Source organism: Kribbella soli (assembly GCF_004331345.1).
GTDB classification, from domain to species: Bacteria; Actinomycetota; Actinomycetes; order Propionibacteriales; family Kribbellaceae; genus Kribbella; species Kribbella soli.
Genome location: NZ_SJJZ01000001.1, coordinates 200,999 through 227,231, shown reverse-complemented (window position 1 = coordinate 227,231; position 26,233 = coordinate 200,999). Strand labels below are relative to the sequence as shown.

Genomic DNA, 26,233 nt, shown 5'->3' with positions numbered 1-26,233 from the left:
TCACACTGACCTGGCGGACAGCGTCAACCGCCAGGTCAGTTCACCGCTCTCCGGCACCACCGCGGCGTCGCCCGGACCGGCGGTCGCCAGGTCGAACACGCGGCCCAGCATCGGCTCGACCCCGAGACTCCGGTACGGCGCATCGTCCGGGAAGCCACCCTGGTTGCGCCACAGTGCGGTGGAGACTGGTTGCCCCGGGCAACTCAAGGTCAGGGTGAGCTCGGAGCCCCGATCGCGGACCGCGACAGTCGGGCAGTCCACCAGGACCGCGCCTGCAGCAGTCCCGTCGGTCGGGCCGAAGGTTCCGAGTTCGAGAGGGGTGGGCCAGACGGCGGTCACCCAGGGAGCGTCGCCCGGCCAGGTCCACGGCAACCACGGAGCGGCCTCGGGATACAGGCGGCACTCGGTCCCGGGTTGGACGGAGATGGTTGCGCCGGGCACGCAGTCGAGGAGCGCGTGGGCGGCCCAGATGAAGCGGTAGCCGGCCGGAGCCTCCAAGTGGTAGTCGACGCTGACGGTGTCCGCGCCGGCGGTGAACGCCCGCGTCAGGATCGCGTCGTCGTACGCGACGGTCCCGTCCCACGGCTGATTCCAGAGACCGCCGTGGTCAGGGAACCCGCGGACGGTGGGGAAGCATTCGTCGACGCCGCCCGCGTCGATGAAGGTGGCGAGATCGGTACGCGGGCCGGTGATCAGGCCGGGTCCGGCCCAGAGCCATTCGCGGCCACCGAGCTGCAGAGAGGTCCAGCGGCCACCGTCGGCAGCGTCGATGGTCACCATTCGGCGAATGATCCGTCTTCGTGGGTCCACACCGGATTGCGCCAGGCGTGGCCGGTTCGGTCCGCGGCGCGGACGGCCTCCTCGTCGACCGTGATTCCCAAGCCGGGCAGGGGATTCCACTCCGCGTGACCATTGACCCAGGTGAACGGCGCGGGATCCACGACGTACGACGTGAGGTCGCTCGTCACGTTGTAGTGGATGCCCCGGCTCTGCTCCTGGATCAGGAAGTTCGGCGTCGCGAACGACACCTGCAACGAGGCCGCCAACGAGATCGGCCCGAGGGGACAATGCGGCGCGAGCAGTGCACCATGGGAATCCGCGAGTACGGCGATGCGTCGCAGCTCGGAGATCCCGCCGGCGTGCGAGACATCGGGCTGCACGACCGCGACGCCGGCGTTCAGCGGCGCCATGAAGTCGGACCGGTGGTACAGGCGCTCGCCGAGAGCAACCGGCACCGTCGACGTCGCGACCACCTCGGCCAGGTGTGCCATCTGCTCCGGCAGCACCGGCTCCTCGACGAACATCGGCTGCAGGTCCTCGACCGCGTGCAGGATCCGCCGCGCCGCGGCCACGCCGACCCGTCCGTGCAGGTCGATCGCGACGTCGCGGGAATCCCCGAGGACCGCACGAGCGGCAGCGAGCCGGTCGACGATGTCGTTGACCTCGGCAACGGACGGCGAGGTCTGGATCTGCCCGCTGGCGTTCATCTTCACGGCCGTCATCCCGGCCGCGACCTGCTCCGCGACGGACTCACCGATCGCGGACGGTTCGTCCCCGCCGACCCAGGCGTAGACGCGGACCCGATCCCGGACCCGCCCGCCGAGGAGCGCGGCGACGGGAGCGCCGTACACCTTCCCGGCGATGTCCCACAGCGCATGATCGAGCCCGGCGACCGCGCTGCTCAGCACCGGCCCACCCCGGTAGAAGCCGCCCTTCGTCAGCACTTGCCAGTGTCGCTCGATCTGCAGCGGATCCTGGCCGATCAGGTACTCCGACAGTACGTCGATCGCGGCCCGGACGACCTCGGCGCGCCCTTCGACGACCGGCTCGCCCCACCCGACCACACCGTCGCTCGTCTCGATCCGGCAGAACAACCAGCGCGGCGGAACCAGGAACGTCTCGATCCTCTCGATCTTCACCGGCGCCGCCGCCGGGTCGATCCGCGGACCTCGGTGAGGTCCTCGGCCGCCTTCGCGAGCAGTTCCCGCATCGCGAGTTCGGCGGCCTCGGGATCGTGCGCGCGGACCGCATCCACGACGCGCCGGTGGCTCGGCACCGGATCGTCCGACGGCTTCAGCTTGTGCACCAGCCGATCGCGGTCGGCGAGCCCGGTTTCCATGATCACTTCCATCTTGGTCAGCAGTTCGTTGCCCGTTGCCGCGAGCAGCGCGCGGTGGAACGCGAGGTCCGCGGCCGCCGCGGCCACGTTGTCACCCGCGGATTCCATCGCCGCGAGTGCCTCGTCAAGTGCCGTGAGGTCCGCGTCGTCGGATCGCAGCGCGGCCAGCCGAGCCGCTGCCGGCTCGACGATCCCGCGCACCTCGTGCAGCTCCTCGAGCAGCTCGGGCCGGGCGTCGGCGTCCTTGAAGTGCCAACGGATCATGTCCGCGTCGAGCAGGTTCCAGTCGGAGCGCGGCCGGACGAACGTGCCACGCTTCTGCCGCGCGTCGACCAGGCCCTTCGCGGTCAGTACCTTCAACGCCTCCCGGACCGCGGTCAGGCTGACCCCGAGGTCGGACTGCAGTTCGGTCACGTTGATGGTCGCCCTCTCCGGGATCTGGCCGGACAGGATGCGCTCCGCCATCACCTCCACGATCTGCCCGTGCAGCCCGCGCGAAACCCCGCGCTGAATCCCCGTCACACCGCTCTCCCTCACGCCGAGTCCTTCACCGCGGACCATCCGCCGTCGACCACCAGGCTGGCTGCCGTCACGAACGACGCCTCGGACGACAGTAAGAACGCCACCGCCTGGGCGACCTCGTCCGGCTGGCCGAGCCGTCCGAGTGCCGTCGCCTGTGCACTGCGTTCGCGGCCCTCGGTGTCGACGCGGTCCCACATCGCGGTGACGACCGGGCCCGGAAGCACGGTGTTCACCCGGATCGAGTGACCGTATTCGACAGCCAGTTGGCGTCCGAGCGAGATCAGTGCGCCCTTCGTCGCGGCGTACGCCGGATGTCCGGGGAGGCCTGCGATCGCGTGGACCGAGGAGACCAGTACGACGGAGCCGGCGTTCGCGACCAGGTCGTCGTACACGGCCTGGAAACCGAGGAAGGCCGCGGTCAGGTTGACGTCGAGCTGGCGTTGCCAGGACGGCGGCGACAGCTCGTGAGCCGGCTTCACGTCGACGACGACCGCGTTGCTGACCAGGCCGTCGATCGGGCCGAGCTCGTCACGGCCGCGGGACCGGACCTCCGCCCAGGTGTCCTGCGACGACACGTCGCCGACGACGCTGATCGCCTTGCCCGGCACGTCCTTGCAGGGATGTACGTCGACCTGCACGACCTGCGCGCCCTCGGTCAGAGCCCGCTCGACGCAGGCCGCGCCGATCCCCGACGCGGCTCCGGTCACCACGATCACCCGCCCAGCCAGCCGCACCCGCGCCTCCTTCGATCCGCTCCTGCCCAAGCACGGAGGCAGGCCGCTTCCAACCGATGAACGAGGCATCAGTTGACCGTGAACCACAGTGCCCGGTCAAGCGATTTGCTAGTAATTTACGAATTAATATTGCCACCTGTGACGGCGGCTACAACGACCGCGCCGACTGGGCCGCACCTACTGCCACCTGCTGGCGACCTGAGTGGACTGGGCGCGGATCGCCAGGCCATCACAATCACCGCCTCCAAAGGACGGCCCGCGGGGACCGGCCCTGGGCGGGCGATTGTGATGGCCTGCAGATCCGGACGTGTGGCACTCACCAACTGCCCGTGGTCCCGCGGGCCCACGCTCGACAGCGTGTCGGCGATGCCCCGTCCGCTGGGTTGGTCAGTGGCACAGGTCCGCAGTTCCTACTTCCAGTCCACCTCGGTTGACTGCAACCAGGTCCAGGTGCGGTTGCGCCAGGTGGGGGACTGCTGGGCGAGCCGGGTGGCGTACTCGGGCCAGTTGGTGGTCTGGCGGGACCAGGCCTTTTCCGCGAGGCCGGGGATGCGGGGGAGCAGCAGGAGTTCCAGGTCGTCGGAACTGGTGACCGTTTCGCACCAGATGGCGGCCTCGATGCCGGCGATCTGGTCGGGGTCGACGATGTCGGCCGGGTCCCAGGAGATGCCGTGTTCGATGGAGGCGGCGCCGTAGAACTCGAGGCCCAGGCGTTCGCGGGCCTTCTCCTGTTCGGGGTCGGCGGATGTGTCGGCGTGCGGGCGGTCGAAGTACAGCCAGGTCACCGGGGAGACGATCAGCTTCGCGCCTTGCTCGAGCGCCTTCGGGGCGTCGTACTTCGCCTTGCGTAGCGCCTCGACCAGCACCGGCAGCAGGTCCGCGGGCGGCGTCGGGGCGTCCGGGTTCTCGCCCATTTTGTCGATGTCGAGATCCAGCCAGTACTGCACGACATCCTCGGAGTCGAGTTTCGCGCGCGCGATCTCCTGCCAGCCGACAACCTTCTTCCCGCGCTCCCGGACGAGCGCAGACGCCTTCTCGACGAACGCCGCGTGGTCCTCGTCGGCCATGCCCCAGGTCTCGTCACCGCCGATGTGCACGTACGCACTCCGCGGGAACTGCGGGATGACCGCGTCCAGAACCTCCTCGACGAACGCCCACGTCTCATCCCGGCCGGGATCGAGCGTGCCGAGATGCAGACTGTCGCCGTTGCCCAGGTCAATCGACTGCGCCTCCGACGGCCCCAGCTCCGGGTACGCCTTGAACACCGCCGACGTGTGCCCGGGCATGTCGATCTCGGGTACGACGGTCACGTACCGGTCGGCCGCATACGCGACGAGCTCGGCCAGCTCCGCCAGGCTGTAGAACCCACCGGGACGATCCCCGATCGCGCCGGTTGCACCCACCTCGGTCAACGCGGGCCGCGACGGTACTTCGACCCGCCAGCCCTGGTCGTCGGTGAGATGAAGGTGCAGCACGTTGAGCTTGTACAGCGCGAGCATGTCGATGATTCGCCGTACTTCGGCCGGCGCGTGGAACGTCCGTACGACGTCGAGCGACAACCCACGCCACGCGAACCGCGGCCCGTCGACGATCCGAGCGGCCGGCAGCACCGCCGTACCGTCCTGCAACTGAGCGGAGACGAGCTGGCGAAGCGAGGTGAGGCCTCGATGGACAGCTTCCGGCGTCGGCCCCCAGATCCGGACGCCCTCGACCGTCACCTCCAGCCCGTGGCGCTCGTCAACATCCGAACCGTCAGCACGCACACCAGCAGCCGGCGGTACGTCGTCCACCGGGCCGAGCTCCACGGTGATACCCGAGTCGCCGGCCAGCGCGAGACCGCAGTCGAGCTGCAGATCCTCGACGAAGCGGGCAACGGGGCCGGCGAGTTCAGGCGGCGCGGCGACTCCGGAGGATGCGGTGAGGGTGAAGGATCCGTCGGCGGGGGAGAGGAGAGCGGGTACAGGGATCATGGGACGAGTCTGCGGCAATACAACGCGTCCGGGGTACCACTAGCACCGATGTCACAGCGCCCCCACCCTCGACGAGGTCGACCTAAAACGCGCCGCGATGTCATCCGCCGCCACCACGGTCCTCCTGGCAGACAGCACGAAGTACGGCACCGCCTCGAAATTCCAGGTCGCGCCGCTGGAGGAGCTCGACGTCATCATCACCGACAGCGAGCTGTCCGAAGACACCCGCCAACGCACCGAGGACCTCGGAGTTGAACTGCGACTTGCTGACTTCGGGTAGTTGGTTCGGCATAGTCGGAGTGTGGTGCTTGGGTTTGGTGGGGACCTGGAGTTCGACCCGGCGTTGTTCGAGGTACGGCGGGGTGGGGCCCCTGTGCCGCTGGAGCCGCAGGCGTTCGACGTATTGGCGTATCTCGTCTCGCACCGTGATCGGGTGGTTCCGAAAGAGGAACTGATGGACAGCGTCTGGGGTGGTCGCTTCGTCAGCGAGACGGCCGTCACCAGCCGGATCAAGCAGGTACGGCGGGCGCTCGGGGACGACGGTCACAGCCAGCGGATGATCCGCACGCTGCACGGCCGCGGCTACCGGTTCGTCGCGCCGGTCGAGACGCAGTCCGGGCTGCGGCCGGCCGAGCCGATCAGGTACACGGTCAGCGATGGGCTCCACATCGCTTACCAGGTGACCGGCGGCGGCGATCTCGACATCGTGCTGGTGTCGGGTTTCATTTCGCACCTCGAGCTCGACTGGGCGGATCCCCGGCACGCGCACTTCCTGCACCGGCTCGGGTCCTTCGGGCGGCTGATCCGGTTCGACAAGCGCGGCACCGGGATGTCGGACCGGCCGTCCGGCATCCCCGACGTCGAGACGCGGATGCACGACGTCCTCGCGGTGATGGACGCGGTCGGCTCGCGCCGGGCCGTGCTGGTCGGGTACTCCGAGGGCGGCCCGATGTCGATCCTGGGCGCGGCTGCGCACCCGGAGCGGGTGGCCGGGCTGGTCCTGTACGGCACCTACGCCAAGCGGGTGTGGTCCGAGGACTATCCGTGGGCGCAGCCCCAGGAGGAGCGGGAGGCGTACACCCAGCTCCTCGTGAACAAGTGGGACTGGGAAGCCGACATGGTGCTGCGCTGTCCGTCGGCCGACGAGCCGATGCGGCGCTGGTGGGCGCAGCGGATGCGAGCGTCTGCGACACCGTCGACCGTCCGGGCGCTGATGGACATGAACTCGCTCGTGGACGTCCGCGACGCGTTGCCCGCCGTACGGGTTCCGACGCTGGTACTGCATCGGTCCGGTGACGCACTGGTCGACATCGGCGGTTCGCGGTACCTCGCGGATCGCATCCCCGGTGCGCGGTTCGAGCAGCTGGAAGGCAACGACCACTTCGTCTCCGGGAACCCGGATCAGATCCTCGACGCGATCGAGGGGTTTCTGCGCGATCTTCCCGATCCGGTTGCGCGCCCGCTGGCGCTCGCCGCGGTCGTAGTACCGGCCGGCACCCGGTCGGACGACATGGTGGCCGGCTTGTCCGCGGCAGGTGGCCGTCGCCGCGTCGGCCCGGCCGGCCGGCCGGTGGTGTTGTTCGACGGTCCGGCCACCGCGGTGCGCGCGGGGCTTGCCCAGTTGCGGGACGGCGACCGGCTCGGTGTCGCGATCGCCGAAGTACCCAAGGACGAACGCGAGCTCGACGCGTACGGCGTACAGGTCGCGATCGGGCTCGCCGACGACGCACCCCCGGGGTCGGTGTGGTTGACCTCGGGGGTACGTGACCTGCTGGCCGGCTCGGGCATCGCGACGGAGCCGGTCGCCGACGGCGTCTTCTGCGCGCCGCGGTGAGTTAGAGGTCCGCAAAGAGGTGACGCCTGCTGCGCGCCACCTCTTTGCGCGACCCCTCAGGCTGTCGCGACGTCGATCGATACCGGTACGCCGTGGGTGATCACGTCGTACACCGCCGAGCGGCTGCGGGACTGCTCGACGAGGGCGCGGAGCTTCTCCGCCTCGGCGTCGCCCTTCACGTGGAACACGACGCGGATCGCCTCGTACCCGTTGCGGACCTCGGGGTCGAGCCCGAGGATGCCGAGCAGGTTGATGTCGCCTTCGACCGTCGACGTGACCTCCTCGAGGTCGATGCCCCGCGCCGCCGCGATGTTGGCCAGACCCGCGGTCAGGCACGCCGCGAGGGCGTGCAGCAGGTGCTCGGCCGGGGTCGGGCCGTTGTCGCCGCCGACCAGTACCGGCGGGTGATCGGCGTCGAAGGTGAAGTCGGCGGAGCGCGTGTTCTCCTGGCCTGCTCCGTAGTACCCGTTGATCGTGCCGCGGTTGTGGGTGCCGCTGATCCACCGGTTGGTGGCGCGGAACTGGAAGCGGGCGATCTCCGGCTGGGCCTTGACGGCGTCGAGCGTTGCGAACAAGGTGGCGACGTCGACTCCGTTGCGGCTCTTGTCGGTCGTGGTTGCGGTCATGGTGCTGGTCCCTTCAAGCGGCAAGTGCGGTGAGTTCTGGAAACGAGGCGAGCGTGTCGGCCTCGCGTTCGAGCGCGTCACTGAGCTGCAGTTGCAGCTCGACGAAGCGCTCCGGTGCCGGGAAGGCGGTCAGTGCGCGGGTCAGGTCGAAGACCTCGCGAGCCATCACGTCCCGGATCCCCTGGTACGACGGCAGATCGTCCTGGTCGACAGCGGTCGCCAGCAGTTCGGCGTCCCGGAAAGCGTCGGTGATGCCGTGCCCGGTGATCGGGTCCCGGTGGTAACCGGCGTCTCCGACCAGCGCCCACCCCGGACCGTGGGATCGACGGCGGTAGTTCGGCAGGTTCGCCGTACCGCGGAGTCGCTCGGTGATGCGGCCCGCGCGCACTCGTTCGCCGAGGTCGGGAACGAGCAGGTCGAGTTGTTCGACGAAGGCCTTCGACCGGTGGGAGCCGGCCGTACGGACCGGTTCGAGCAGCGGGGTGGGCCGGATCAGCCAGACGCAGGCGGCGTCATTGGTCGGGAAGACACCGGCGAACGTGTCCTTCCCGATGTGGAACGCGTAGGTATCCGGTGCGAGACCGGATACATAGGTGTAGAAGACGGCGCACGGCGAGGTGAACTGCTCGAGCTTCTCGGCGCCGACGAGGTCGGCCATCCGTGACCCGCGGCCGTCCGCGCCGATCACGAGGCGGGCGGGCAGTTCGACTCGGCCGCCGTTCGCGTCATGGCCGGCGACGCCGGCGACCCGGCCGTCGTCCGAGCGCAGCAGTCCGGTCACGGTCACCCCGGTCCGGAGTTCCGCGCCCGACTCCACGGCGGCGTCCGCGAGTAGTTCGTCCAGCACGTACCGGCGTGGTGCGACCAGGCTGTCCACACCGGCCCGCTGCTTGATCCGCCGTACCTTCGAGTCCCCCTCGATGTCGAAAAGCACCTGCGTGATCGCGGGTGCGCCGGTCGCGAAGACGCGATCGAGCAGGCCCCAGCGGGACAGCTGGACCACGCCGCCGCGCAGCAGCCCGTGGGTCGACACCGTGTCGCTCGGCAGCCGCGCCTTGTCGACGATCACCACGTCGCGGCCGGTCCCGGCCAGCAATCTCGCGGTCGCAGCCCCCGCGCACCGGGCCCCGACCACCACCACGTCGTACATCGTCCGCCCCCATCCTCAAGTGATGGGGTCGACTCTCCGCCGCCCGGAGCCCCGAAACTTGGAGAGCCCGTGGAGACCACAATCTCCACGAGTTCTCCACATTCGCCAGCTAAGGCCTACTCGCTCCGGTGCCGCTCGGCGAGCTCCTTGAGGTAGTAGGCGCTGGCTTTGGGGGTTCGCTTCTGGGTTTCGTAGTCGACTCGGATGATGCCGAAGCGTTTGACGTAGCCGTAGGCCCATTCGAAGTTGTCCAGCAGGGACCAGGCCAGGTAGCCGCGGATGTCGGCGCCTTGGGCTATGGCGTCGGCTACCGCGCCGAGGTGAGACGTGAAGTACGCCGTGCGGTCGGTGTCGTCGACGTAGCCGTTCTCGTCGGGCACGTCCTCGAAGGCGGAGCCGTTCTCGGTGATGACCATCGGGAGGCCGGGGTAGTCGCGGGCGATGCTGAGCAGGAGGTCGGTGAATCCCTCGGGGACGATCTCCCAGTCCATTGCGGTGCGTGGCTTGCCCAGCGGTACGTCGCGACTTACTGGAAGGCCCTGAGCGTCTTCGGTGCTGCCGTCCTCGGCGTACCCGGTGAACTTCTGGCTGAAGTAGTAGTTCACCCCGAGGACATCGATCGGGGCCGCGATGATCTCCAGGTCGCCGTCCTCGATCGGCAGCTCGACCCCTTCCCGCGCGAGGTCCGCGACCACGTCGGCCGGGTAGTGCCCGTGCACCAGCGGGTCGAGGTAGATCCGCCGCCCCATCCCGTCCGCGCGCCGCGCCGCGTCGACGTCCGGCTCCGCATCGGAAGCGGGGTACGACGTCGCGACGTTCAGCGTGATGCCGATATCGAGCTTGCGCGGTGACGCCTCGCGCATCGCCCGGGTCGCCAGACCGTGCCCGAGCAGCAGATGATGTACGGCGGCCAACGCTGCCGGGTACTCGCGCCGTCCCGGAGCATGCGCGCCGTACGCGTAGCCGAGCATCGCCGAGCACCACGGCTCGTTGAGCGTCGTCCAGGTGTTGACCCGGTCCTTCAACGCGTCGAACACCAGCATCGCGTACTCCGCGAACCGGTACGCCGTGTCGCGCACGGGCCAGCCGCCCGCGTCCTCGAGCTCCTGAGGCAGGTCCCAGTGGTACAGCGTCACCCAGGGATCGACGCCCTGGGCAAGCAACTCGTCGACGAGCCGGTCGTAGAACCCGATCCCGGCTGGGTTCACCGGGCCCTTGCCGCGCGGCTGGACCCGCGGCCACGCCACCGAGAACCGGTACGTGTCCAGGCCGAGGTCCTTGATCAGGGCAACGTCTTGCGGCATCCGGTGGTAGTGGTCGCAGGCGATGTCACCCACGTCGCCGTTGTCGATCGCACCCGGCACCCGGCAGTACGTGTCCCAGATCGACGGCGTCCGGCCGTCCTCCGCGATCGCGCCCTCGATCTGGTAGGCCGACGTCGCGACTCCCCAGCGGAATCCGGACGGAAGCCCCGCGACCAGTTCGGCCGCCCCCGAGACAGATGTTGTGCTCATCCACGTCCTCGCTTCGCTCCGGGCGCGGATGAGACACGAGATGCTCTGTGCTTGATGATGAACTCGCTTCGCTCGTTCATAGGTCGCCCTTCTAAGCAGTGCGGCCCGGAAGCCAGCACGCGACGGAACGGTTGGGATCGTTGCGGGCCGAGGGAATGCCCAGGACAGGAATCTCGGCGGAGCAACGGTCGAACGCCTGCGGACAGCGCGGATGAAATGAACACCCAGAAGGCATTCCGCGGAGGTCCGGCGGGGAGCCTGGGATTCCGGCGAGCTCCCGGCGGGCGCCACGCAAGGCGGGGAAGGACTTGAGCAGACCTTCGCTGTAAGGATGCAGGGAGTCCTTGTACAGATCCGCAGAGCGGGCTTCCTCGACGATGCGGCCGCCGTACATGATGGCGATCCGGTCGGAGAACTCGACCAGCAACGACAGGTCGTGCGTGATGAACAGCACCGAGAACCCGAGCCGCTCGCGCAGCTCGACCAGTTGCGCGAGGATCTGCCGCTGCATCACGACGTCCAGCGCGGTCGTCGGCTCGTCCATGATCACGACCTGCGGCTCGAGGACGAGCGCCATCCCGATCATCACCCGCTGCCGCATCCCGCCGGACAGCTGATGCGGGTACGCGTCCATCCGGTCCGCGGAAATCCCGACGAGTTTCAGCATTTCCTGAGCCCGGGCGATCCGGGCCTGCGGCGTCAGTTGCGGCTCGTGCGCCTTGATCACGTCGAGCATCTGGGTCGAGACCTTGTGCACCGGGTTCAGCGAGTTCATCGCGCCCTGGAACACGATCGACGTCTCGGCCCAGCGGAACTTCCGCAGTTCCGTGTCGGTCAGCGCCATCACGTCGTACGGATCGCCGCTCGGCGGGTGGTAGACGACCGACCCGCCGCTGATCACGCCGGGCGGCGGCAGCAGCCGTGTCACGCCGTACGCCAGCGTCGACTTCCCGCTGCCGCTCTCGCCGGCCAGCCCGAGTACCTCGCCGCGGTGCAGTGTCAGCGTGACGTCCCGCACCGCCTGCACCGCTTCGTCCCCGAGCCCGTAGTCGACGTGAAAGTTCTTGATCTCCAGCACCGGCGTCTTCACGCGACCTCCTCCTCACGACGGGGTACGACGGGAGTCACCGGCGCGGCCTTCGACGACAGGACGGGCGTGAACCCGACCCGCATCCGCACCGAGTGCCCGTCTTTCGTCTTTACCCGGGTGTGACCGCTCGACCGCAACCGCGGGCTGACGAACTCGTCGATGCCGAAGTTGATCAGCGACAGCGCCGTACCGAGGACCGCGATCGCGAGCCCGGCCGGGACGAACCACCACCACGCGCCCTGCGCGAGCGCCTGCTGGCTCTGCGCCCAGAACAGGATCGTGCCCCAGTTCCATTCGGAGATCGTCGAGATTCCGATGAAGGCCAGAGTGATCTCGGACATCACCGCGAAGATCACCGTGCCGACGAATCCGGACGCGATGATCGCGGTCAGGTTCGGCATGATCTCGAACGTGATGATCCGCCAAGTGCTCTCACCGGTCGCCCGCGCGGCCTCGACGTAGTCCCGCCGGCGCAAGGACAACGTTTGCGCCCGCAGTACCCGAGCGCCCCACGCCCACGACGTCAAACCGATGACCAAGGCAACCATCAGGTCACCGGCCGACGGGATCGTCGAGGCGACGATGATGATCAGCGGGAGCGCCGGAATCACCAGGAAAACGTTGGACAACGCGGACAGGCTGTCGTCCGCGGCGCCGCCGAGGAAGCCCGCGCTGACGCCGATCAGGATCGACAACGTGGTCGCGACCAGGCCTGCCAGGAGACCGACGAACATCACGCCGCGGGTGCCGACGAGCACCTGGCTGAAGATGTCCTGGCCGAGGTGCGTCGTACCGAACCAGTGCTTGCCGGACGGAGCCTGGATCAGGTCGCTGCTCCGGGCGGACGGGTCGAACGGCGCGATCCACGGGCCGATGATCGCGATCAGGCAGAAGAACGCGAGTACGACCAGACCGGTCGCGGCCTTCGGGTTCGCGACGAACCGCAACCGGCGGCGCTTGGCCGGAACAGCCGCGACTTCCGGGCCCTCCGGCGTGACCGCGGTGATGGTGCTGGTGGGTGCGGACACGTCAGCCCTCCTTCCGGGTACGCGGGTCGAGGAGCAGGTACGCGACGTCGGCGAGCAGATTGGCCACCAGGACCGACAGCGTGATCACCAGGAAGACGCCCTGCATCAGCGGGTAGTCCTTCGCGCCGACGGCCTGGAACAGGTTGTAGCCGATGCCCGGGTAGGAGAACACGATCTCCACCAGCAGCGTGCCGCCGACGATGAAGCCGAGCGACAGCGCGAAACCGGAAACGTTCGGGAGCAGCGCGTTCCGGGCCGCGTAGCTGACCATCACACGGCGCTCGGGCAAGCCCTTGGCGTGCGCGACGGTGATGTAGTCCTCGGAGGCCACCGTCACCATCATGTTCCGCATGGTGAGGATCCAGCCGCTCACCGACGAGATCAGGATCGTGATCGCCGGCAGCAGGCTGTGCTGTACGGCGCTGCCGATGAACTCGGCGTTCCACGACGGGACCAACCCCGGTTCGTACCCACCGGACGACGGGAAGAAGCTGTCCGGTCCGGCGAGCAGCGTGATCGCCAGCAGACCGAGCCAGAAGTACGGGATCGACGACAGGAATGTTGTCACCGGCAACAGTCCGTCCATGATCGAGCCGCGCCGCCAGCCGGCCAGCACGCCGAGCGACGTACCGATCATGAAGCTGGCGAACGTGGTGATGCCGACCAGTGCGATCGTCCACGGCAGGCTCTGCCGGAGGATCTCCGAGACCGGGGTCGGGAAGAACGTGAAAGACAGCCCGAGGTCGCCGTGGAACACCTGCCCCCAGTAGTCGACGTACTGGCTCCCGATCGACGCGTTCTTGTCCAGGCCGAACAGCACGTACAGCGAGTTGATCGCGTCGGTGCTCATCTGGCCCTGGAACTTGTTGATCAGCGACGTCACCGGGTCACCCGGGATCAGCCGCGGGATGAAGAAGTTGATGGTCAGCGCGGCCCATGCGGTGAAGACGTAGAACGCCAGCCGCTGCAGGAGGAACTTCACTTCGTGGCCCCCTCTTCGTAGAGCCAGCACGCGGCCCAGTGACCCTGGGCCGGCAGCTCGAAGCGGGGCGGGAGATCGGTCGCACACTTCGGCATCGCGTGCACGCAGCGCGGATTGAACCGGCAACCGCCCGGCGGCGCGATCAGGCTGGGCGGTTCGCCGCCGGCCTGGTCCTCGGGCTTGCTCAGCTCGCCGAGTCGATCGGGATCCGGCGCGCTCTCGATCAGCAGTCGCGTGTACGGGTGCGCGGGGTTCTGCGTGACGGTCTCGGAGTCGCCGCCCTCGACCATGCGGCCGGCGTACATCACCAGCGTCTCGTCGGCGAAATACCGGGCCGAGGCGATGTCGTGGGTGATGTAGAGGATGGCGAGGTTGAGTCGTTCTTTCAGGTCCCGCAGCAGGTTCAGTACGCCGAGGCGGATCGACACGTCGAGCATCGAGACCGGCTCGTCGGCGAGCAGCGCCTCCGGGTCCGCGCCGAGCGCGCGGGCGATCGACACGCGCTGCCGCTGACCACCGGAGAGCTCGTGCGGGAACTTGTCCAGGTAGCGCTCCGGGGGAGTGAGTTGCACCTGCACCAGGAGGTCGCGCAGGTTGTCCTCGAGGTCGCCCGCGCGACCGTGAATGCGCAGCGACCGGGTCAGGTGGTACCGCACGGTGTGCGTCGGGTTCAGCGAGGCGAACGGGTCCTGGAAGATCATCTGCACCTGGCGGCAGTACGCGCGGAACTTGCGGCCGCCGCGTACCGTCACCGATTCGCCGTGCAGCCGGATGTCACCCGACGTCCGCGCGTACAACTGGGCGAGCAGCCGGGCCACGGTCGACTTGCCCGAACCGGACTCGCCGACCAGCGCGGTCACCCGGCCCCGGCGCAGCGTGAGTTTCACGTCGTCCACCGCGTGCACGGCCTTGTGCTCGCGGGTGAGCAGGTCGCGGAGTCCGCGCCGTACCGGGAAATGCTTGGTGAGGCCCTCGGCCTCCAGGACAACCTCGGTCTCGGTGACCGTCATAAGACTCCAATCACGGCTCGCGGCGCCGGAGGAGAGCCCTCCGGCGCCGCGGTCCGAATTACTGGCTGCCGGCCGGCTTGAGGTTCAGGATGATCTGCAGAGCGTTCTGCTGGGTCGGCTGTGCCGGCCCGTACTGGTTCTGCTCGTCGGGCCAGCCGACCCAGTTCTTGGTGCTGTAGAGACCGCCGACGTTGGACGCCGAGGTGGGGATGATCGGCATCTGCTCGACCATGATCTTCTGCAGCGTGTTCAGCGCGGCGGTGCGGGCCGCGTCGTCCGCGGCGTTCGCGTACTGGTCGAGCGCCTTGGTCGCCTCCGGGCTGTTGAACCGCCCGTAGTTGCCACTCACGCCGCCCTTGCCGACCGGCTTCAGGATCTTGCCGTCCATGATGTTCTGGTAGATGTCGTACGGCGTCGCGCCGCCGTTCGTCCAGTGCATCGCGGCGTCGAAGTTGCCCTCGTCGATGTTCTTGAACCAGGCGTCCTGGTTGGCCTTGTCGACGGTCGCCTTGATCCCGATCGTGGACAGGTTGTCCTTGATGATCTCCAGGTCGGTGACGTAGTCGGACCAGCCGGCCGGGTCGGTCAGCGTGATCGTCACCGGCTTGCCGGTCGGGTCCTTGAGCGCGTCGCCCTCGAGCTTGAACCCGGCGTCGGTGAGTTCCTTCTTGGCCGCGTCCACGTCGACCTTGTGCTTCAGATCCTTGTACTCCGGGGCGATGAAGGACTCACCGGCCGGCGTCGGGATGCCGGTCATGGACTCGACCTTCGGGTAGAAGTACCCGGCCTCGCCCTGCTGGAAGATGTCGTCGCGGTTGATCACCAGGTTCATCGCGCGCCGCAACGCCGGGTTGTCGAAGGGCTTGCGGGTGGTGTTGATCCACAGACCGTGGATGCCGAGGTTCGCCGGGAACCACAGCTTGTGGTTCTTCGGGTCCTTGTCCTGGTAGACGGCCTTCACGTTCGGGACGAAGACGAAGCTCCACTCCGACGCGCCGTTGGCCAGCGCGGTGGTCTGCGCGTTGTTGTCGTTGTACGACGTGTACCGCAGCTCCTTGACCTTCGGGAGGTCCTGCCAGTACGAGTCGCGCAACGTCAGCGTGGTGGTCTGCGGGGTGAACGACTTCACCGTGTACGGACCGGTGCCGATCGGGCTCTTCAGGGTGTCCTGGCTCGGGTCCTTGAGCGTTGACCACTGGTGCTTCGGGATCACGAACACGGTCAGGATCTTGTTCTGGTTGGTGAACTGCGACCGGGTGAAGGTCAGGTCGACCTTGTTGCCGGACGCGGTGATCGTGCCGTACGGGATCGCGTCCTGGTTGAGGCCCTCGTTGTCCTTGCGGATCTGGAACGAGTACGCCACGTCGTCGGCGGTCATCGGCTGACCGTCGGAGAACTTCACGCCCTCGCGGATCGTCAGCGAGAGCTTGGTGTAGTTGGCGTCCCACTTCCACTCGGTCGCCAGCCAGGGCTTGCCGGGCTCGGTCGGCTTGATCCCGTTGATCATCACCAGCGGCTCGAAGATCATCCAGCGGTAGCCCAAGGAGGCGCCCGAGGAGGAGCCGAGGAACGGGTTGTGGTTCTCGGTCTGCGGACCGTTGGGCATGCCGATGTTCAGAACGGTCGCGGCGGTGCCCGAGCCGTTGTCGCCGGAGCTGCCGGACTTCCCGTCCCCGCTGCTACAAGCAGCCAGAGCGGCTGCCGCGAGCAAGCCCGTGAGGGCCAGCGCGACTGTACGTCGTGCTCGCATCGGTTCCTCCTGTGAATCTGTTGGCGGATGCCCTCCCCTGAGCCGGGAGGGCGACTGCATCGTGGCGTGAGAACGCTCTCATGGGAAGAGCGGACGCCTTAACGGATCGATATCGAGGGGTACGCCGGCGGCGGGACAAGGGCAGCTGCCCCGCCGCCGGAGCTTCTAGTGGGACCGAGTCTTCGGGGCGGTTGAGCTGCGGACGATGAGGGTCGTCGGCAGCACTTGGGGGGTCTCGGGCAGCGGCGTGCCGCCGAAGTAGGCCATCAGCATCCGGGCCGCGGCCTGACCCATCTGGCGCATCGGCTGATGCACCGTGGTCAGCGGCGGCTCGGTGTGCTCGGCGTACGGGATGTCGTCGAACCCGACCACCGACACGTCGTTCGGCACGTTCCGCCCGGTCTCCCGGACGGCCTGGATGGCACCGCCGGCGGAGAGGTCGTTGTGGGCGAAGACCGCGTCGAACTCGAGTCGCTCGTCGAGCGCGTACTGGACGCCGCGGCGTCCGCTCTCGTGGGTGAAGTCGCCCTCGAACACGAGTCTCGGGTCGAGCTCGACGCCGGCTTCCGCGTAGGTGTCGCGGAAACCGTCCAGGCGTTCGTGGGTACAGCCGAAGCGTTCGACGCCGGTGATCACCAGTGGCCGGCGACGGCCGAGCTCCAGCAGGTGCCGGGCGGCGGACTCGCCGCCGGCGTAGTTCGTGGTGGCGACGGACGGGAACTGCGGGCGCTTGTCGCGGTCGTCGATCAGGACCACCGGCAGACCACGCGCGTGGAGTTGCTCGATGTAGGTGAGCGTGCCCTCGGGCTCGATCACCAGCAGGCCGTCGAACGACTGCGCCGAGACCTGGGACGCGAACTGCTGCATGGATTCCTCACCCCGGTTGAAGGTGAACAGCAGCAGCCCGTAGCCCTCGCTCTCGACCACGTCGACCGCGCCCTGCAGCACCTCGCCCATCCAGGGCCAGGTGAGCGAGGGGACCAGCATCCCGACGATCCGGGTCCGGCCGCGGGCCAGTCCGACCGCGCGGGCGCTCGGCACGTAGCCGAGCTCGGCGATCACCTGCCGGACCCGCTCGGCGGTGCGCAGATCCAGCTCGCCCTTGCCGTTGAGGACGCGTGACACGGTCGTCTTGCTGACACCGGCACGGGCCGCGACATCGGCGATCGTGATGGACATGCTGACTCTCCCCTCGGGCGGTCGGGGTGGTGCAACGTCTGCGGGCCGGAACCGGTTTCGGAAGCGGTTCCGTAGATCAAAGCCGAGACCGCAACGGGCCGTCAATCACGGAGTGGTAACGAATCGCGGCTTAGTTCACGAGTTGGAAGAAGGGACCTCTTCCGCCACGCGGGGCGGCATGATGAACTCGGGGTCGAGCAGCCTGCCCGGGGCCGCGCGCGATGCCAGGTGTGAGGTAGTGGGATGGAAGTACGCCGGACCACGGTGCGTGACATGCGCCGGTCCAACCGCTCGGTGATCCTCACCGGCATCTACCGCGAGGGCCCGCTGAGCCGCCAGGAGCTGACCGTCCGGACCTCACTCAGCGCGGCGAGCGTCAGCAACCTGGTCGCCGAACTGATCGCCGAAGGCGTGGTCGAGGAAGCCGGCTCGGTCGAGTCCGAGGGCGGCCGGCCGCGCGTGCTGTTGCGGGTGGCACCAACATTCCGGTACGTCGTGGGCGCCGAGGTCGGGGAGACCCGGGTCCGGGTCGAACTGTTCGACCTGGCTATGAACGTGCTGGCGCGCGCCGACCACCCGATCGCCACACCGACGCCCGAAGAGGTCGTGAAGCACGTACTGGAAGGGCTTTCGACCGTGGTCGCTGCCTCCGGCATCCAGTCCGAGCAGGTGCTGGGGCTCGGTGTCGCGGTCGCCGGTGTGGTCGAGGACAACGCGATCGTCGACGCGCAGACGCTCGGCTGGGAGGCCGTCCCGCTCGCCGAGCTGCTTGCCGAGGGCACCGATATTCCGGTGCACGTGGACAACGGCGCGAACATGCTCGGTCAGGCGGAGATGTGGTTCGGCGCGGGCCGCGGCGCGACCGACGCCGTCGTCGCACTGGTCGGCTCCGGTGTCGGATCGGCCCTGGTGGCCGGTGGATCCAGCTACCGCGGCGCACGCAGCAGCGCGGGCGAATGGGGTCACATGACGATCGTGTACGGCGGCCGCCAATGCCGCTGCGGCGCTTTGGGATGCCTCGAGGCGTACGTCGGCGCGGAAGGCGTCCTCGACCGGTACCGCCTCGCCGGCGGGACTGTCGACGGCGACGAAGAGACGGCGTTCGTCGAGCTGCTGGAGGCTACGACCGAGCCGGCGACGACAATCGTCAACGACACGATCGGCTACCTGGCCGCGGGGTTCGCGAACCTGGTCAACCTGGTCAACCCCGAGCGCATCGTCCTCGGCGGCTGGGCAGGACTGTTGCTGGGCGAGAAGCACCTGGACGAGCTGCGCACCGAGGTAGGCAAGCATGCGCTCCGGCGCCCGTACGCACAGGTGTCTATCGTCCTGTGCGAGCTGGGCCGCGACGCCGTCGCACTCGGCGCCGCGACCCTTCCCGTCGTACGACTACTTCGTGACGGAGGCGTGGTCCGTTAGACGGTCCACTTCTGGTTCGCGCCGCCGGAGCAGGTCCAGATCTGGGTCGGGGTTGCGTTGGCGGCGTTGTTGCCGGTGACATCGAGGCACTTGTTCGCCTGCGGATTCACTAGATCGTGGCCACCTGTGTAGGTCCACTGTTGGGCCGCGTTGCCGTTGCAGGTGGCGATCTGGACTCTGGTGCCGTCGGCGGTGGCGGCGTTCGCCACGTCGAGGCACTTGCCCAGGGCACGGATCGTGCCGTCGCCCGGACGGGTCCACTTCTGCGCGTTGGTGCCGTTGCAGTCGTACAGCTGCACCGTCGTACCGTCAGCGGCGTTCGCGCCGGCCACGTCGAGGCACTTGCCGGCGAGGCCGGTGATCTGCGAGCCGGTGCCGCCGGAGCTTCCGAGGGTGGAGACGCGGACGTAGTCGACGGTCATGGTCTGCGGGAACTGCGTCGTACCGTCCGGGTAGCCCGGCCAGTAGCCGCCGACCGCGAGGTTCAGGATCATGAAGAACGGGTGGTTGAAGACCCACGCGTTGCCGTTCAGGTCGGCCGGCGTACGGCGCTGGTACTGCACGCCGTCGACGTACCAGGTGATCGAGTCCGGGGCCCAGTCCACCGCGAAGGTGTGGAAGTCGTCGGCGAACGACCAGCCGTTCGGATGGTTGTACGCGGCACCGATCCCGCCGGCGCCGGAGTACCCGGGTCCGTGGATCGTGCCGTGCACGGTCGCGGGCTCCTTGCCGATGTTCTCCATGATGTCGATCTCGCCGTCGTTCGGCCAGTTGCCGCCGCCGAGCATCCAGAACGCGGGCCAGATCCCTTGCCCGCGGGGGATCTTGATGCGGGCCTCGAAGCGGCCGTACGTCTGGGTGAAGGTCTGCGCGGTGAGCAACCGGGCCGACGTGTACTGGCACGGGCCGTAGTGGCACTGGAAGCCGCCGTTCTCCTGCCGGGCGGTGATCACCAGGTTGCCGTTGCCGTCCAGCGCGGAGTTGCGGGTGCTGTTGGTGTAGTACTCCATCTCGTTGTTGCCCCAGCCGCTGCCGCCGATGTCGTACCGCCACTTGGCGGGATCGGGGGCCTGGCCGGACGGGCCGTCGAAGTTGTCCTCCCAGACCGTTGCGGTCGTTGCCGCGGCGGCCTGCTGGTGCGTGGAGGCCGCGGGCTGGAGGAGGGCGGTGCCGATCAGTGCGGCACCGATCCCGACGAGCGCGAGCAAGCGGGGACGCTTCATGAGTACCTCATTTCGGGGGCGTCTGAATGAGGGCGAGGAATGGCCCGCAGCGTGCCGTGAGAACGCTCCCACGTCAACCCCGGGACTAATTAAAAGATCTGAAAAAAGTCTCGGTTCCGGCGTTGACAGCGGTCAGCACGGATGGTTACCTCGTGCTGACCAGCTGTTGCGGCGCGGGCAGACGCCGACAACTTCACCGCCCCGAAACTCCTTTAATAACAGGGAGAACCGCCCCATGCCCGCGAAACGTCTCCTGCCGCTCGCGGTTGCTGCGCTCTGCGTGGCCGCCGCCGGGATCGGCTTCGGAACCGCCTCACCCGCCCAGGCCGCCGGTGAACAGGTCAACATCTGGCTGACCACCACCAACGACTCGGCCGGCCAGAACGTGACCCGCGGTCTGCAGCAGCAGACGCCGGTGAACTTCGGCCCGGCCGGCGGCTCGGCGAACCAGACCGTCACCGTCAACGAGAACACGACGTACCAGTCCTTCGAGGGCGGCGGTGCGTCGTTCGCCGACAGTTCGGCGTGGCTGCTGAACAGCAGCAACGTGATCTCGGCCGCAACCCGCGACCAGGTGATGAAGGACCTGTTCGACCCGGTCAACGGGATCGGCCTCGCCTTCGTCCGGAACCCGATGGGCGCCTCCGACCTGGCCCGGTTCAACTACTCCTACGACGACACCTGCTGCGACCTGAACGACTTCAGCATCCAGCACGACCTCGCGGACGTCGTACCGCTCACCAAGCAGGCGCGGCAGCTCAACCCTGCTTTGAAGGTCATGGGTTCGCCGTGGAGCGCGCCGGCCTGGATGAAGGACAACAACGACTTCGTCCACCGCGGCTGGCTGAAGTGGGAGTACGCGCCGACGTACGCGCAGTACTTCGTCAAGTACCTGCAGCAGAACGAGGCCCAGGGCAACCACATCGACTACATCTCGGTGCAGAACGAGCCGACCTGCTGCGGCTCGGACTCGACCGGGTACGCGTCGATGAACTGGAACGGCTCCGGCCTGCTCGAGTTCACCAAGAACAACCTGATGCCCGCGCTGCAGGCCGCCGGGCTGACCACGAAGGTGCTGATCCTCGACTACAACTGGGGCAACTACAACGACCTCGGTTCGGTCCCGATCGCGGACGCCGCGCTGCGCAACCACCCGAACTTCGGCGGCATCGCCTGGCACGGGTACGGCGGCGACGTGAACCTGCAGACCCAGGTGCACAACCAGTACCCGGGCGTGAACGCCTACATGACCGAGCACTCCGGCGGTACGTGGATCGCGAACCAGCAGGCCGAGGACATGAACAACCTGGTCGACTACACCCGCAACTGGGACAAGTCGTGGGTCAAGTGGGGTATCGCCCTGGACGAGAACCACCTGCCGTACGTCGGCGCCGGCTGCAACGTCTGCACCGGTCTCGTCACGGTGCACCGCAACGACAGCCAGCGCGGTCAGGTCACCAAGACCGTCGAGTACTACACGATGGGCCACCTGACGAAGTTCGTGAAGCCGGGCGCGCTGCGGATCGACTCGACCGCGAACAGCTCGGTGAAGAACGTGGCCTGGAAGAACCCGGACGGCTCCAAGGCCCTGATCGCCTTCAACACCACGGGGAGCTCGCAGTCCGTGCGGGTGAACTGGGGCTCGCAGTCCTTCGTCTACACGCTGCCGACCAAGACGTCGGCCACCTTCACCTGGTCCGGTTCGCAGAGCGGTGACAGCGGTGGCGGTGGCGGACAGATCACGGGGCTGGCCGGCAAGTGCATGGACGTCGCCGGCGCCAACGCCGCGGACGGTACGGCGGTCCAGCTGTACGACTGCAACGGTACGACGGCCCAGCAGTGGTCCCGCCCTGGCGACGGGACGATCCGTGCTCTCGGCAAATGCCTCGACATCAATGCCGGCTCCGTGGCCGACGGCGCGCGAGTGCAGCTGTATTCGTGCAACGGCAGCGCCGCCCAGCAATGGACCTATACGAGTGGGAGAGATCTGGTGAATCCACAGGCGAACAAGTGTCTTGATGTCACCGGCAACAATTCTGCCAACGCGACCCCGCTGCAGATCTGGACCTGCACGGGCGCTGCGAACCAGAAGTGGACCGTCTCATGAGGCGGGTGGCGGCGGCCGCCGCGGCCCTGGTGCTCGGCGGTGGTCTGTTGATGACGGCCAGTCCCGCGCAGGCAGCGACCGGGACGATCACCGGCCTGGCCGGGAAGTGTGCGGACGTAGCAGGCGCGAACAGTGCGGACGGTACGGCGGTCCAGCTGTACGACTGCAACGGGACGAGCGCGCAGCAGTGGACCCGGTCGAGTGACGGGACACTGCGGGCGCTGGGCAAGTGCCTCGACGTCAACGCGGGCTCCGTCGCCAACGGTGCGAAGGTCCAGCTGTGGACGTGCAACGGGTCCGCGGCGCAGCAGTGGACGTACACGTCCGGCCGCGACCTCGTGAACCCGCAGGCGAACAAGTGCCTCGATGTCACCGGCAACAATTCCGCGAATGCCACCCCGCTGCAGTTGTGGACGTGCACCGGTGCGGCGAACCAGAAGTGGAACGTGCCGGCCGCGGACGACGGGCCTCCGCCTGCGGGCGGTGCGCCGATGGCGGCGGCGCCGTACCTCTATCAGGGCTGGGGTGAGCCGCCGAACCCGGCGACCGTGATGAACGCGGCCGGGGTGAAGTGGTTCACGATGGCGTTCATCCTGTCCAACGGGTACTGCAACCCGCAGTGGGACGGGAACCGGCCGCTGACCGGTGGCGTCGACCAGCAGGCGATCAACACGATCCGGTCCAACGGCGGCGACGTCGTGGTCTCGGTCGGCGGCTGGTCCGGCAACAAGCTCGGGCAGAGCTGCGGGACGGCGAGCGAGCTTGCGGCGGCGTACCAGAAGGTGATCAACGCGCTGTCGCTGAAGGCGATCGACGTCGACATCGAGGACCAGGAGTTCTCGCAGCCGGCCGTCCGGCAGAAGGTCGTCGACGCGCTGAAGATCGTCGAGCAGAACAACCCTGGGATCGCGACGTACCTGACGTTCGGCACCACGACGTCCGGTCCGGACGGGAACGGACAGGACCTGATCCAGCGGGGTGCGAACTCCGGGCTGAACCTGGACGGCTGGGTGATCATGCCGTTCGACTTCGGCGGCGGGTCGACCAACATGGGCACGCTGACCCGGCAGGCGGCCGACGGACTGAAGAACCAGGTCAAGGCGAAGTACGGGCTGACCGACGACGCGGCGTACCGCAAGATCGGCATCTCCTCGATGAACGGCATCACCGACGTGGCCGGTGAGCGCGTCAACCTGTCGGACTTCGAGTCGATGCTGTCCTACGCGTCCGAGCACCACCTGGCCCGGTTCACGTTCTGGTCGGTGAACCGCGACCGTCCGTGCACGGGCGGCGGCGCCGACACCTGCTCCGGCGTCTCCCAGAACCCGTGGGACTTCTCGAAGGTGATCGGACGCTACCGGGGATAGCGGATCGCCAGGCCATCACAATCGGCCCGCGACGGCTCGCCTCCACGGGCGGCCGCCGCGGGCCTGCCATTTGAGATGGCCTGGGCGTCCGCGGTTTGACCCTCCGGCTACCGGAGGGTGGAAGCTTGTCGCATGACGGCGACGGTGACGGTGGGGGAGTTCTCCCGCCTGACGCATCTGAGTGTGAAGACCCTGCACCACTACCACGACATCGGCCTGCTCGCGCCGGTCGCGATCGACGCGTCGTCGGGCTATCGGCGGTACGGGACCGATCAGGTCGACACCGCCTTGCTGATCCGGCGGCTGCGGGAACTGCGGATGCCGCTGCCGGACGTCCGCGCGGTGGTCGAGGCGTCCGACGGTCCGGCCCGGGAAGAGACGTTGCGGGCTCATCTCGAGCGGATGGAGCAGGAGCTCGCCCACACGCGCGACGTCGTCACGTCACTGCGTGAACTGCTGACGCCCGGCCGGCCGGTCCTCGACGTGCAGTACCGGTTCATCCCGCCGTTCCGTGCGTACGGCGTGTCCGGGCATGTCGTACGGGACGAGATCGGGCCTTGGTGCGAGTACGCGTTCGGGAAGCTCGACGGCGTCGCCGGTGACATCCGGGCGACTTCCGGAGCGACGTACAGCGACGAGTTCTTCACCGACGACGCGGGTGAGGTGGTGACCTTCCTCCCGGTGGCCCCCGACCAGCCGCCGGCCGACGGGGTCGAACTCGTCGACCTGCCCGGCGGGTACTTCGCGATCGCCGTTCACGCCGGGCCGATGACCGACTTCGACCGTACCTACGGCGCACTCGGCAGCCACGTCGCGGAGTACTGCGAGGTCGCGCCCGGTCCGATCCGTGAGCTGTACCCCATCGGCCCGGGGGACGTCCCCGATCCGGCCGACTACCGAACCGAGGTCTGCTGGCCGATCCAGCGGATCCCCGTCCTGAAAGGCTGAACCATGTCTGTCACGCTCGAGAACATCGCCTTCGACTGCGCCGACGCGCAGGCGCTCGCCACCTTCTGGGCCGGCGTGCTGTCGACCGAGGTCGATGCCGAGGCCAACGAGTTCTTCGCCACCGTGAACCGCGCCGCGACCGGGCCGACGCTGATGTTCCTCCAGGTCCCGGAGCCGCGCAACGGCAAGAACCGCCTGCACGTCGACCTGGCCGCCGGCGACTGGTCCGCCGAGGTCGATCGCCTGGTCGGACTGGGCGCCAAGCGGCTCGACGAGCACACCGAGTACGGCGCCCACTGGATCACGCTGGCCGACCCGGAAGGCAACGTCTTCGACGTCGCCGAGCACAACTGAGCACGGCCCTTGCCAGCCATCTGATCCGGGAGGAGGGTGAGGAGTGTCCGGCGGCGCCGGCGGGGCGCTGCCCTGAGGGTAAGGGGGTGGATCGTGTACGCGCGCTCCACCACGATCAATGCCGCCCCGGCGTCGATCGACGCCGGCGTCGCGCAGGTGCGCGACGAGGTGATGCCCATGCTGATGACGATGGACGGCTGTATCGGCCTGTCCATGCTCGTCGACCGGGAGTCGGGTCGCTGCATCACCACCAGCGCCTGGCAGTCGGAGGAGGCGATGCGGGCCACGAACGAAGCACTGCAGCCGATCCGGGAAAAGATCGCAGCGGACATCGGCGGCAGTCCGATGGTGCAGGAGTGGGAGATCGCCGTACTGCACCGTGACCACCGTTCGACGGCCGGCGCGTGCGTCCGGGCGACCTGGGTGAAGGTGGACCCCGCGAACCTGGACCGGGCGATCGACGTCTACAAGCTCGCCTCACTGCCGCGGCTGGAGGACCTGGCCGGGTTCTGCAGCGCGAGCCTGCTGGTCGACCGGGCGTCCGGCCGAGCGGTCTCGTCGGTCACCTACGACAGCCACGAGACGCTGGACGGCAGCCGTGAAGCGGCCGCCTCGATGCGTGCCTCGACCGCCAAGGATGCCGGCGCCGAGATGCTGGACGTCGGTGAGTTCGAGCTAACCATCGCCCATTTACGGGTCCCTGAGCTGACCTGATCGCTGCGTCACGGCGCATGACCGAATGCCGCCGTGAACGCCTCGCGGAACAGTTCGGCCAGGTCGGGCTCGCCGTCGCCGGCAGCCCAACGGAGTAAGGCAGTGTGAGTTACGCCCAGTACGGCGCTTGCGGCGGCGCGGGCGCCGTACTCGAGGGTGGGGTCGTCGGCGCAGATCGCGCCGACGAAAGCCTCCTGGAGGCGGAACTGGCTGTCCAGGTGCCGGGCCTGGAGTGCCGGGGTCGAGATCATCAGCCGGAGCCGCGTGAGGAGCAGGTCGTGCTCGTTCGTGGCCGCCAGGTCGAGGATGGTCAGGACGGTCCGGCCGATCCGGTCGGTGAGTGATCCCGTCGCGGGCAGCTCGGTGAGCGTGGTCGCGGTCAGCTGGTCGAAGTCGTCGTACAGGACCAGATCTTCCTTGGTGGGGAAGTTCCGGTAGACCGTCATCGCCGAGACGCCGGCCGCGTCGGCGACATCGTTCACCGTGGTCGCGTCGTACCCGCGGTCGGTGAAGAGGCGGAGCGCCTGCCGCTGGATGCGTTGCCGGGTGTCGGCGCGCTGGCGGTCTCTCAAGTTCATGTGGTAGATACTAAC

General features: G+C 68.1%; 23 protein-coding genes and 1 pseudogene. 8 read left to right on the top strand and 16 right to left on the bottom strand.

Features of this window, described 5'->3' with window-relative positions:
• From E0H45_RS01110 to E0H45_RS01090, 5 genes are all read right to left on the bottom strand, one after another.
• Complete coding sequence (locus E0H45_RS01110) at positions 1-780, bottom strand: hypothetical protein (RefSeq protein WP_131334395.1); 780 nt, start codon at positions 778-780, stop codon at positions 1-3.
• The gene (gene dgoD / locus E0H45_RS01105) at positions 774-1,919 is read right to left on the bottom strand and encodes a galactonate dehydratase (RefSeq protein WP_131334394.1); all 1,146 of its coding nucleotides are present in this window, start codon (positions 1,917-1,919) and stop codon (positions 774-776) included. The genes E0H45_RS01110 and dgoD overlap by 7 nt, the downstream gene beginning before the upstream one ends.
• Entirely contained in the window at positions 1,916-2,641 is a 726-nt protein-coding gene (locus E0H45_RS01100) for a FadR/GntR family transcriptional regulator (protein WP_238154731.1), read from the bottom strand. Before E0H45_RS01100 ends, dgoD begins: the two co-directional genes overlap by 4 nt.
• A gap of 11 nt (positions 2,642-2,652) precedes the next feature.
• The gene (locus E0H45_RS01095; RefSeq protein WP_202872163.1) at positions 2,653-3,375 is read right to left on the bottom strand and encodes an SDR family NAD(P)-dependent oxidoreductase; all 723 of its coding nucleotides are present in this window, start codon (positions 3,373-3,375) and stop codon (positions 2,653-2,655) included.
• Positions 3,376-3,785: 410 nt separating this feature from the next.
• Positions 3,786-5,345 carry a beta-N-acetylhexosaminidase gene (locus E0H45_RS01090; protein ID WP_131334391.1) on the bottom strand — a complete coding sequence of 520 codons (1,560 nt, stop codon included), beginning with the start codon at positions 5,343-5,345 and terminating at the stop codon, positions 3,786-3,788.
• A 70-nt stretch (positions 5,346-5,415) separates the two neighbouring features.
• Between E0H45_RS01090 and E0H45_RS01085 the strand changes: the two are divergent.
• Positions 5,416-5,625, top strand: a pseudogene (locus E0H45_RS01085) (hypothetical protein); the annotation flags it as partial.
• A gap of 21 nt (positions 5,626-5,646) precedes the next feature.
• Positions 5,647-7,179 (top strand): alpha/beta hydrolase, encoded by a 1,533-nt coding sequence (locus tag E0H45_RS01080; protein WP_165546323.1) that lies wholly within the window; start codon positions 5,647-5,649, stop codon positions 7,177-7,179.
• A 56-nt stretch (positions 7,180-7,235) separates the two neighbouring features.
• On the opposite strand, the gene E0H45_RS01075 is transcribed toward E0H45_RS01080, so the two are convergent.
• From E0H45_RS01075 to E0H45_RS01035, 9 genes are all read right to left on the bottom strand, one after another.
• The gene (locus E0H45_RS01075; protein ID WP_131334388.1) at positions 7,236-7,805 is read right to left on the bottom strand and encodes an OsmC family protein; all 570 of its coding nucleotides are present in this window, start codon (positions 7,803-7,805) and stop codon (positions 7,236-7,238) included.
• Positions 7,806-7,818: 13 nt separating this feature from the next.
• Entirely contained in the window at positions 7,819-8,955 is a 1,137-nt protein-coding gene (locus E0H45_RS01070) for an NAD(P)/FAD-dependent oxidoreductase (RefSeq protein WP_131334387.1), read from the bottom strand.
• 116 nt (positions 8,956-9,071) lie between these two features.
• Positions 9,072-10,469 carry a GH1 family beta-glucosidase gene (locus tag E0H45_RS01065; RefSeq protein ID WP_131334386.1) on the bottom strand — a complete coding sequence of 466 codons (1,398 nt, stop codon included), beginning with the start codon at positions 10,467-10,469 and terminating at the stop codon, positions 9,072-9,074.
• A gap of 91 nt (positions 10,470-10,560) precedes the next feature.
• Entirely contained in the window at positions 10,561-11,559 is a 999-nt protein-coding gene (locus E0H45_RS01060; protein ID WP_131334385.1) for an ABC transporter ATP-binding protein, read from the bottom strand.
• Positions 11,556-12,587: an ABC transporter permease gene (locus E0H45_RS01055; protein WP_131334384.1), complete on the bottom strand. Its 1,032-nt coding sequence runs from the start codon at positions 12,585-12,587 to the stop codon at positions 11,556-11,558. The genes E0H45_RS01060 and E0H45_RS01055 overlap by 4 nt, the downstream gene beginning before the upstream one ends.
• 1 nt (position 12,588) lies before the next feature.
• Positions 12,589-13,569, bottom strand: a complete 981-nt coding sequence (locus E0H45_RS01050; protein WP_131334383.1) for an ABC transporter permease — start codon at positions 13,567-13,569, stop codon at positions 12,589-12,591.
• Positions 13,566-14,579, bottom strand: a complete 1,014-nt coding sequence (locus tag E0H45_RS01045; RefSeq protein WP_131334382.1) for an ABC transporter ATP-binding protein — start codon at positions 14,577-14,579, stop codon at positions 13,566-13,568. The genes E0H45_RS01050 and E0H45_RS01045 overlap by 4 nt, the downstream gene beginning before the upstream one ends.
• 58 nt (positions 14,580-14,637) lie before the next feature.
• Entirely contained in the window at positions 14,638-16,329 is a 1,692-nt protein-coding gene (locus E0H45_RS01040) for an ABC transporter substrate-binding protein (RefSeq protein WP_131334381.1), read from the bottom strand.
• A 165-nt stretch (positions 16,330-16,494) separates the two neighbouring features.
• Positions 16,495-17,508 carry a LacI family DNA-binding transcriptional regulator gene (locus E0H45_RS01035; RefSeq protein ID WP_131334380.1) on the bottom strand — a complete coding sequence of 338 codons (1,014 nt, stop codon included), beginning with the start codon at positions 17,506-17,508 and terminating at the stop codon, positions 16,495-16,497.
• A gap of 243 nt (positions 17,509-17,751) precedes the next feature.
• On the opposite strand from E0H45_RS01035, the gene E0H45_RS01030 reads away from it, so the two are divergent.
• On the top strand, positions 17,752-18,927 hold the full coding sequence (locus E0H45_RS01030) for an ROK family transcriptional regulator (RefSeq protein WP_131334379.1): 1,176 nt from the start codon (positions 17,752-17,754) through the stop codon (positions 18,925-18,927).
• Here the strand turns inward: E0H45_RS01030 and E0H45_RS01025 are convergent.
• Positions 18,924-20,150, bottom strand: coding sequence for a glycoside hydrolase family 16 protein (locus E0H45_RS01025; protein ID WP_131334378.1), 1,227 nt, complete (start codon positions 20,148-20,150; stop codon positions 18,924-18,926). The genes E0H45_RS01030 and E0H45_RS01025 overlap by 4 nt on opposite strands.
• 235 nt (positions 20,151-20,385) lie before the next feature.
• On the opposite strand from E0H45_RS01025, the gene E0H45_RS01020 reads away from it, so the two are divergent.
• The 5 genes from E0H45_RS01020 (at position 20,386) to E0H45_RS01000 (ending at position 25,640) form a co-directional block, all read left to right on the top strand.
• Positions 20,386-22,257: a ricin-type beta-trefoil lectin domain protein gene (locus E0H45_RS01020; RefSeq protein ID WP_131334377.1), complete on the top strand. Its 1,872-nt coding sequence runs from the start codon at positions 20,386-20,388 to the stop codon at positions 22,255-22,257.
• Positions 22,254-23,624: a chitinase gene (locus E0H45_RS43070; RefSeq protein WP_131334376.1), complete on the top strand. Its 1,371-nt coding sequence runs from the start codon at positions 22,254-22,256 to the stop codon at positions 23,622-23,624. The genes E0H45_RS01020 and E0H45_RS43070 overlap by 4 nt, the downstream gene beginning before the upstream one ends.
• 132 nt (positions 23,625-23,756) lie before the next feature.
• Positions 23,757-24,572: a MerR family transcriptional regulator gene (locus tag E0H45_RS01010; protein ID WP_131334375.1), complete on the top strand. Its 816-nt coding sequence runs from the start codon at positions 23,757-23,759 to the stop codon at positions 24,570-24,572.
• A gap of 3 nt (positions 24,573-24,575) precedes the next feature.
• The gene (locus tag E0H45_RS01005) at positions 24,576-24,926 is read left to right on the top strand and encodes a VOC family protein (RefSeq protein ID WP_131334374.1); all 351 of its coding nucleotides are present in this window, start codon (positions 24,576-24,578) and stop codon (positions 24,924-24,926) included.
• A 93-nt stretch (positions 24,927-25,019) separates the two neighbouring features.
• Positions 25,020-25,640: an antibiotic biosynthesis monooxygenase family protein gene (locus E0H45_RS01000; protein ID WP_131334373.1), complete on the top strand. Its 621-nt coding sequence runs from the start codon at positions 25,020-25,022 to the stop codon at positions 25,638-25,640.
• 8 nt (positions 25,641-25,648) lie between these two features.
• Here the strand turns inward: E0H45_RS01000 and E0H45_RS00995 are convergent, their stop codons facing one another.
• A complete protein-coding gene (locus tag E0H45_RS00995; protein ID WP_131334372.1) occupies positions 25,649-26,218 on the bottom strand; it encodes a TetR/AcrR family transcriptional regulator in 570 nt (189 codons plus the stop codon).
• Positions 26,219-26,233: the final 15 nt, after the last annotated feature.

Excerpts from the sequence above, each read along its gene's own strand:
- E0H45_RS01110 (WP_131334395.1), bottom strand. The coding sequence starts at position 780 with ATGGTGACCATCGACGCTGCCGACGGTGGCCGCTGGACCTCTCTGCAG.
- E0H45_RS01090 (WP_131334391.1), bottom strand. The coding sequence starts at position 5,345 with ATGATCCCTGTACCCGCTCTCCTCTCCCCCGCCGACGGATCCTTCACC.
- E0H45_RS01075 (WP_131334388.1), bottom strand. The coding sequence starts at position 7,805 with ATGACCGCAACCACGACCGACAAGAGCCGCAACGGAGTCGACGTCGCC.
- E0H45_RS01070 (WP_131334387.1), bottom strand. The coding sequence starts at position 8,955 with ATGTACGACGTGGTGGTGGTCGGGGCCCGGTGCGCGGGGGCTGCGACC.
- E0H45_RS01065 (WP_131334386.1), bottom strand. The coding sequence starts at position 10,469 with ATGAGCACAACATCTGTCTCGGGGGCGGCCGAACTGGTCGCGGGGCTT.
- E0H45_RS01045 (WP_131334382.1), bottom strand. The coding sequence starts at position 14,579 with ATGACGGTCACCGAGACCGAGGTTGTCCTGGAGGCCGAGGGCCTCACC.
- E0H45_RS01040 (WP_131334381.1), bottom strand. The coding sequence starts at position 16,329 with ATGCGAGCACGACGTACAGTCGCGCTGGCCCTCACGGGCTTGCTCGCG.
- E0H45_RS01035 (WP_131334380.1), bottom strand. The coding sequence starts at position 17,508 with ATGTCCATCACGATCGCCGATGTCGCGGCCCGTGCCGGTGTCAGCAAG.
- E0H45_RS01030 (WP_131334379.1), top strand. The coding sequence starts at position 17,752 with ATGGAAGTACGCCGGACCACGGTGCGTGACATGCGCCGGTCCAACCGC.
- E0H45_RS01025 (WP_131334378.1), bottom strand. The coding sequence starts at position 20,150 with ATGAAGCGTCCCCGCTTGCTCGCGCTCGTCGGGATCGGTGCCGCACTG.
- E0H45_RS01020 (WP_131334377.1), top strand. The coding sequence starts at position 20,386 with ATGCCCGCGAAACGTCTCCTGCCGCTCGCGGTTGCTGCGCTCTGCGTG.
- E0H45_RS43070 (WP_131334376.1), top strand. The coding sequence starts at position 22,254 with ATGAGGCGGGTGGCGGCGGCCGCCGCGGCCCTGGTGCTCGGCGGTGGT.
- E0H45_RS01010 (WP_131334375.1), top strand. The coding sequence starts at position 23,757 with ATGACGGCGACGGTGACGGTGGGGGAGTTCTCCCGCCTGACGCATCTG.
- E0H45_RS01005 (WP_131334374.1), top strand. The coding sequence starts at position 24,576 with ATGTCTGTCACGCTCGAGAACATCGCCTTCGACTGCGCCGACGCGCAG.
- E0H45_RS00995 (WP_131334372.1), bottom strand. The coding sequence starts at position 26,218 with ATGAACTTGAGAGACCGCCAGCGCGCCGACACCCGGCAACGCATCCAG.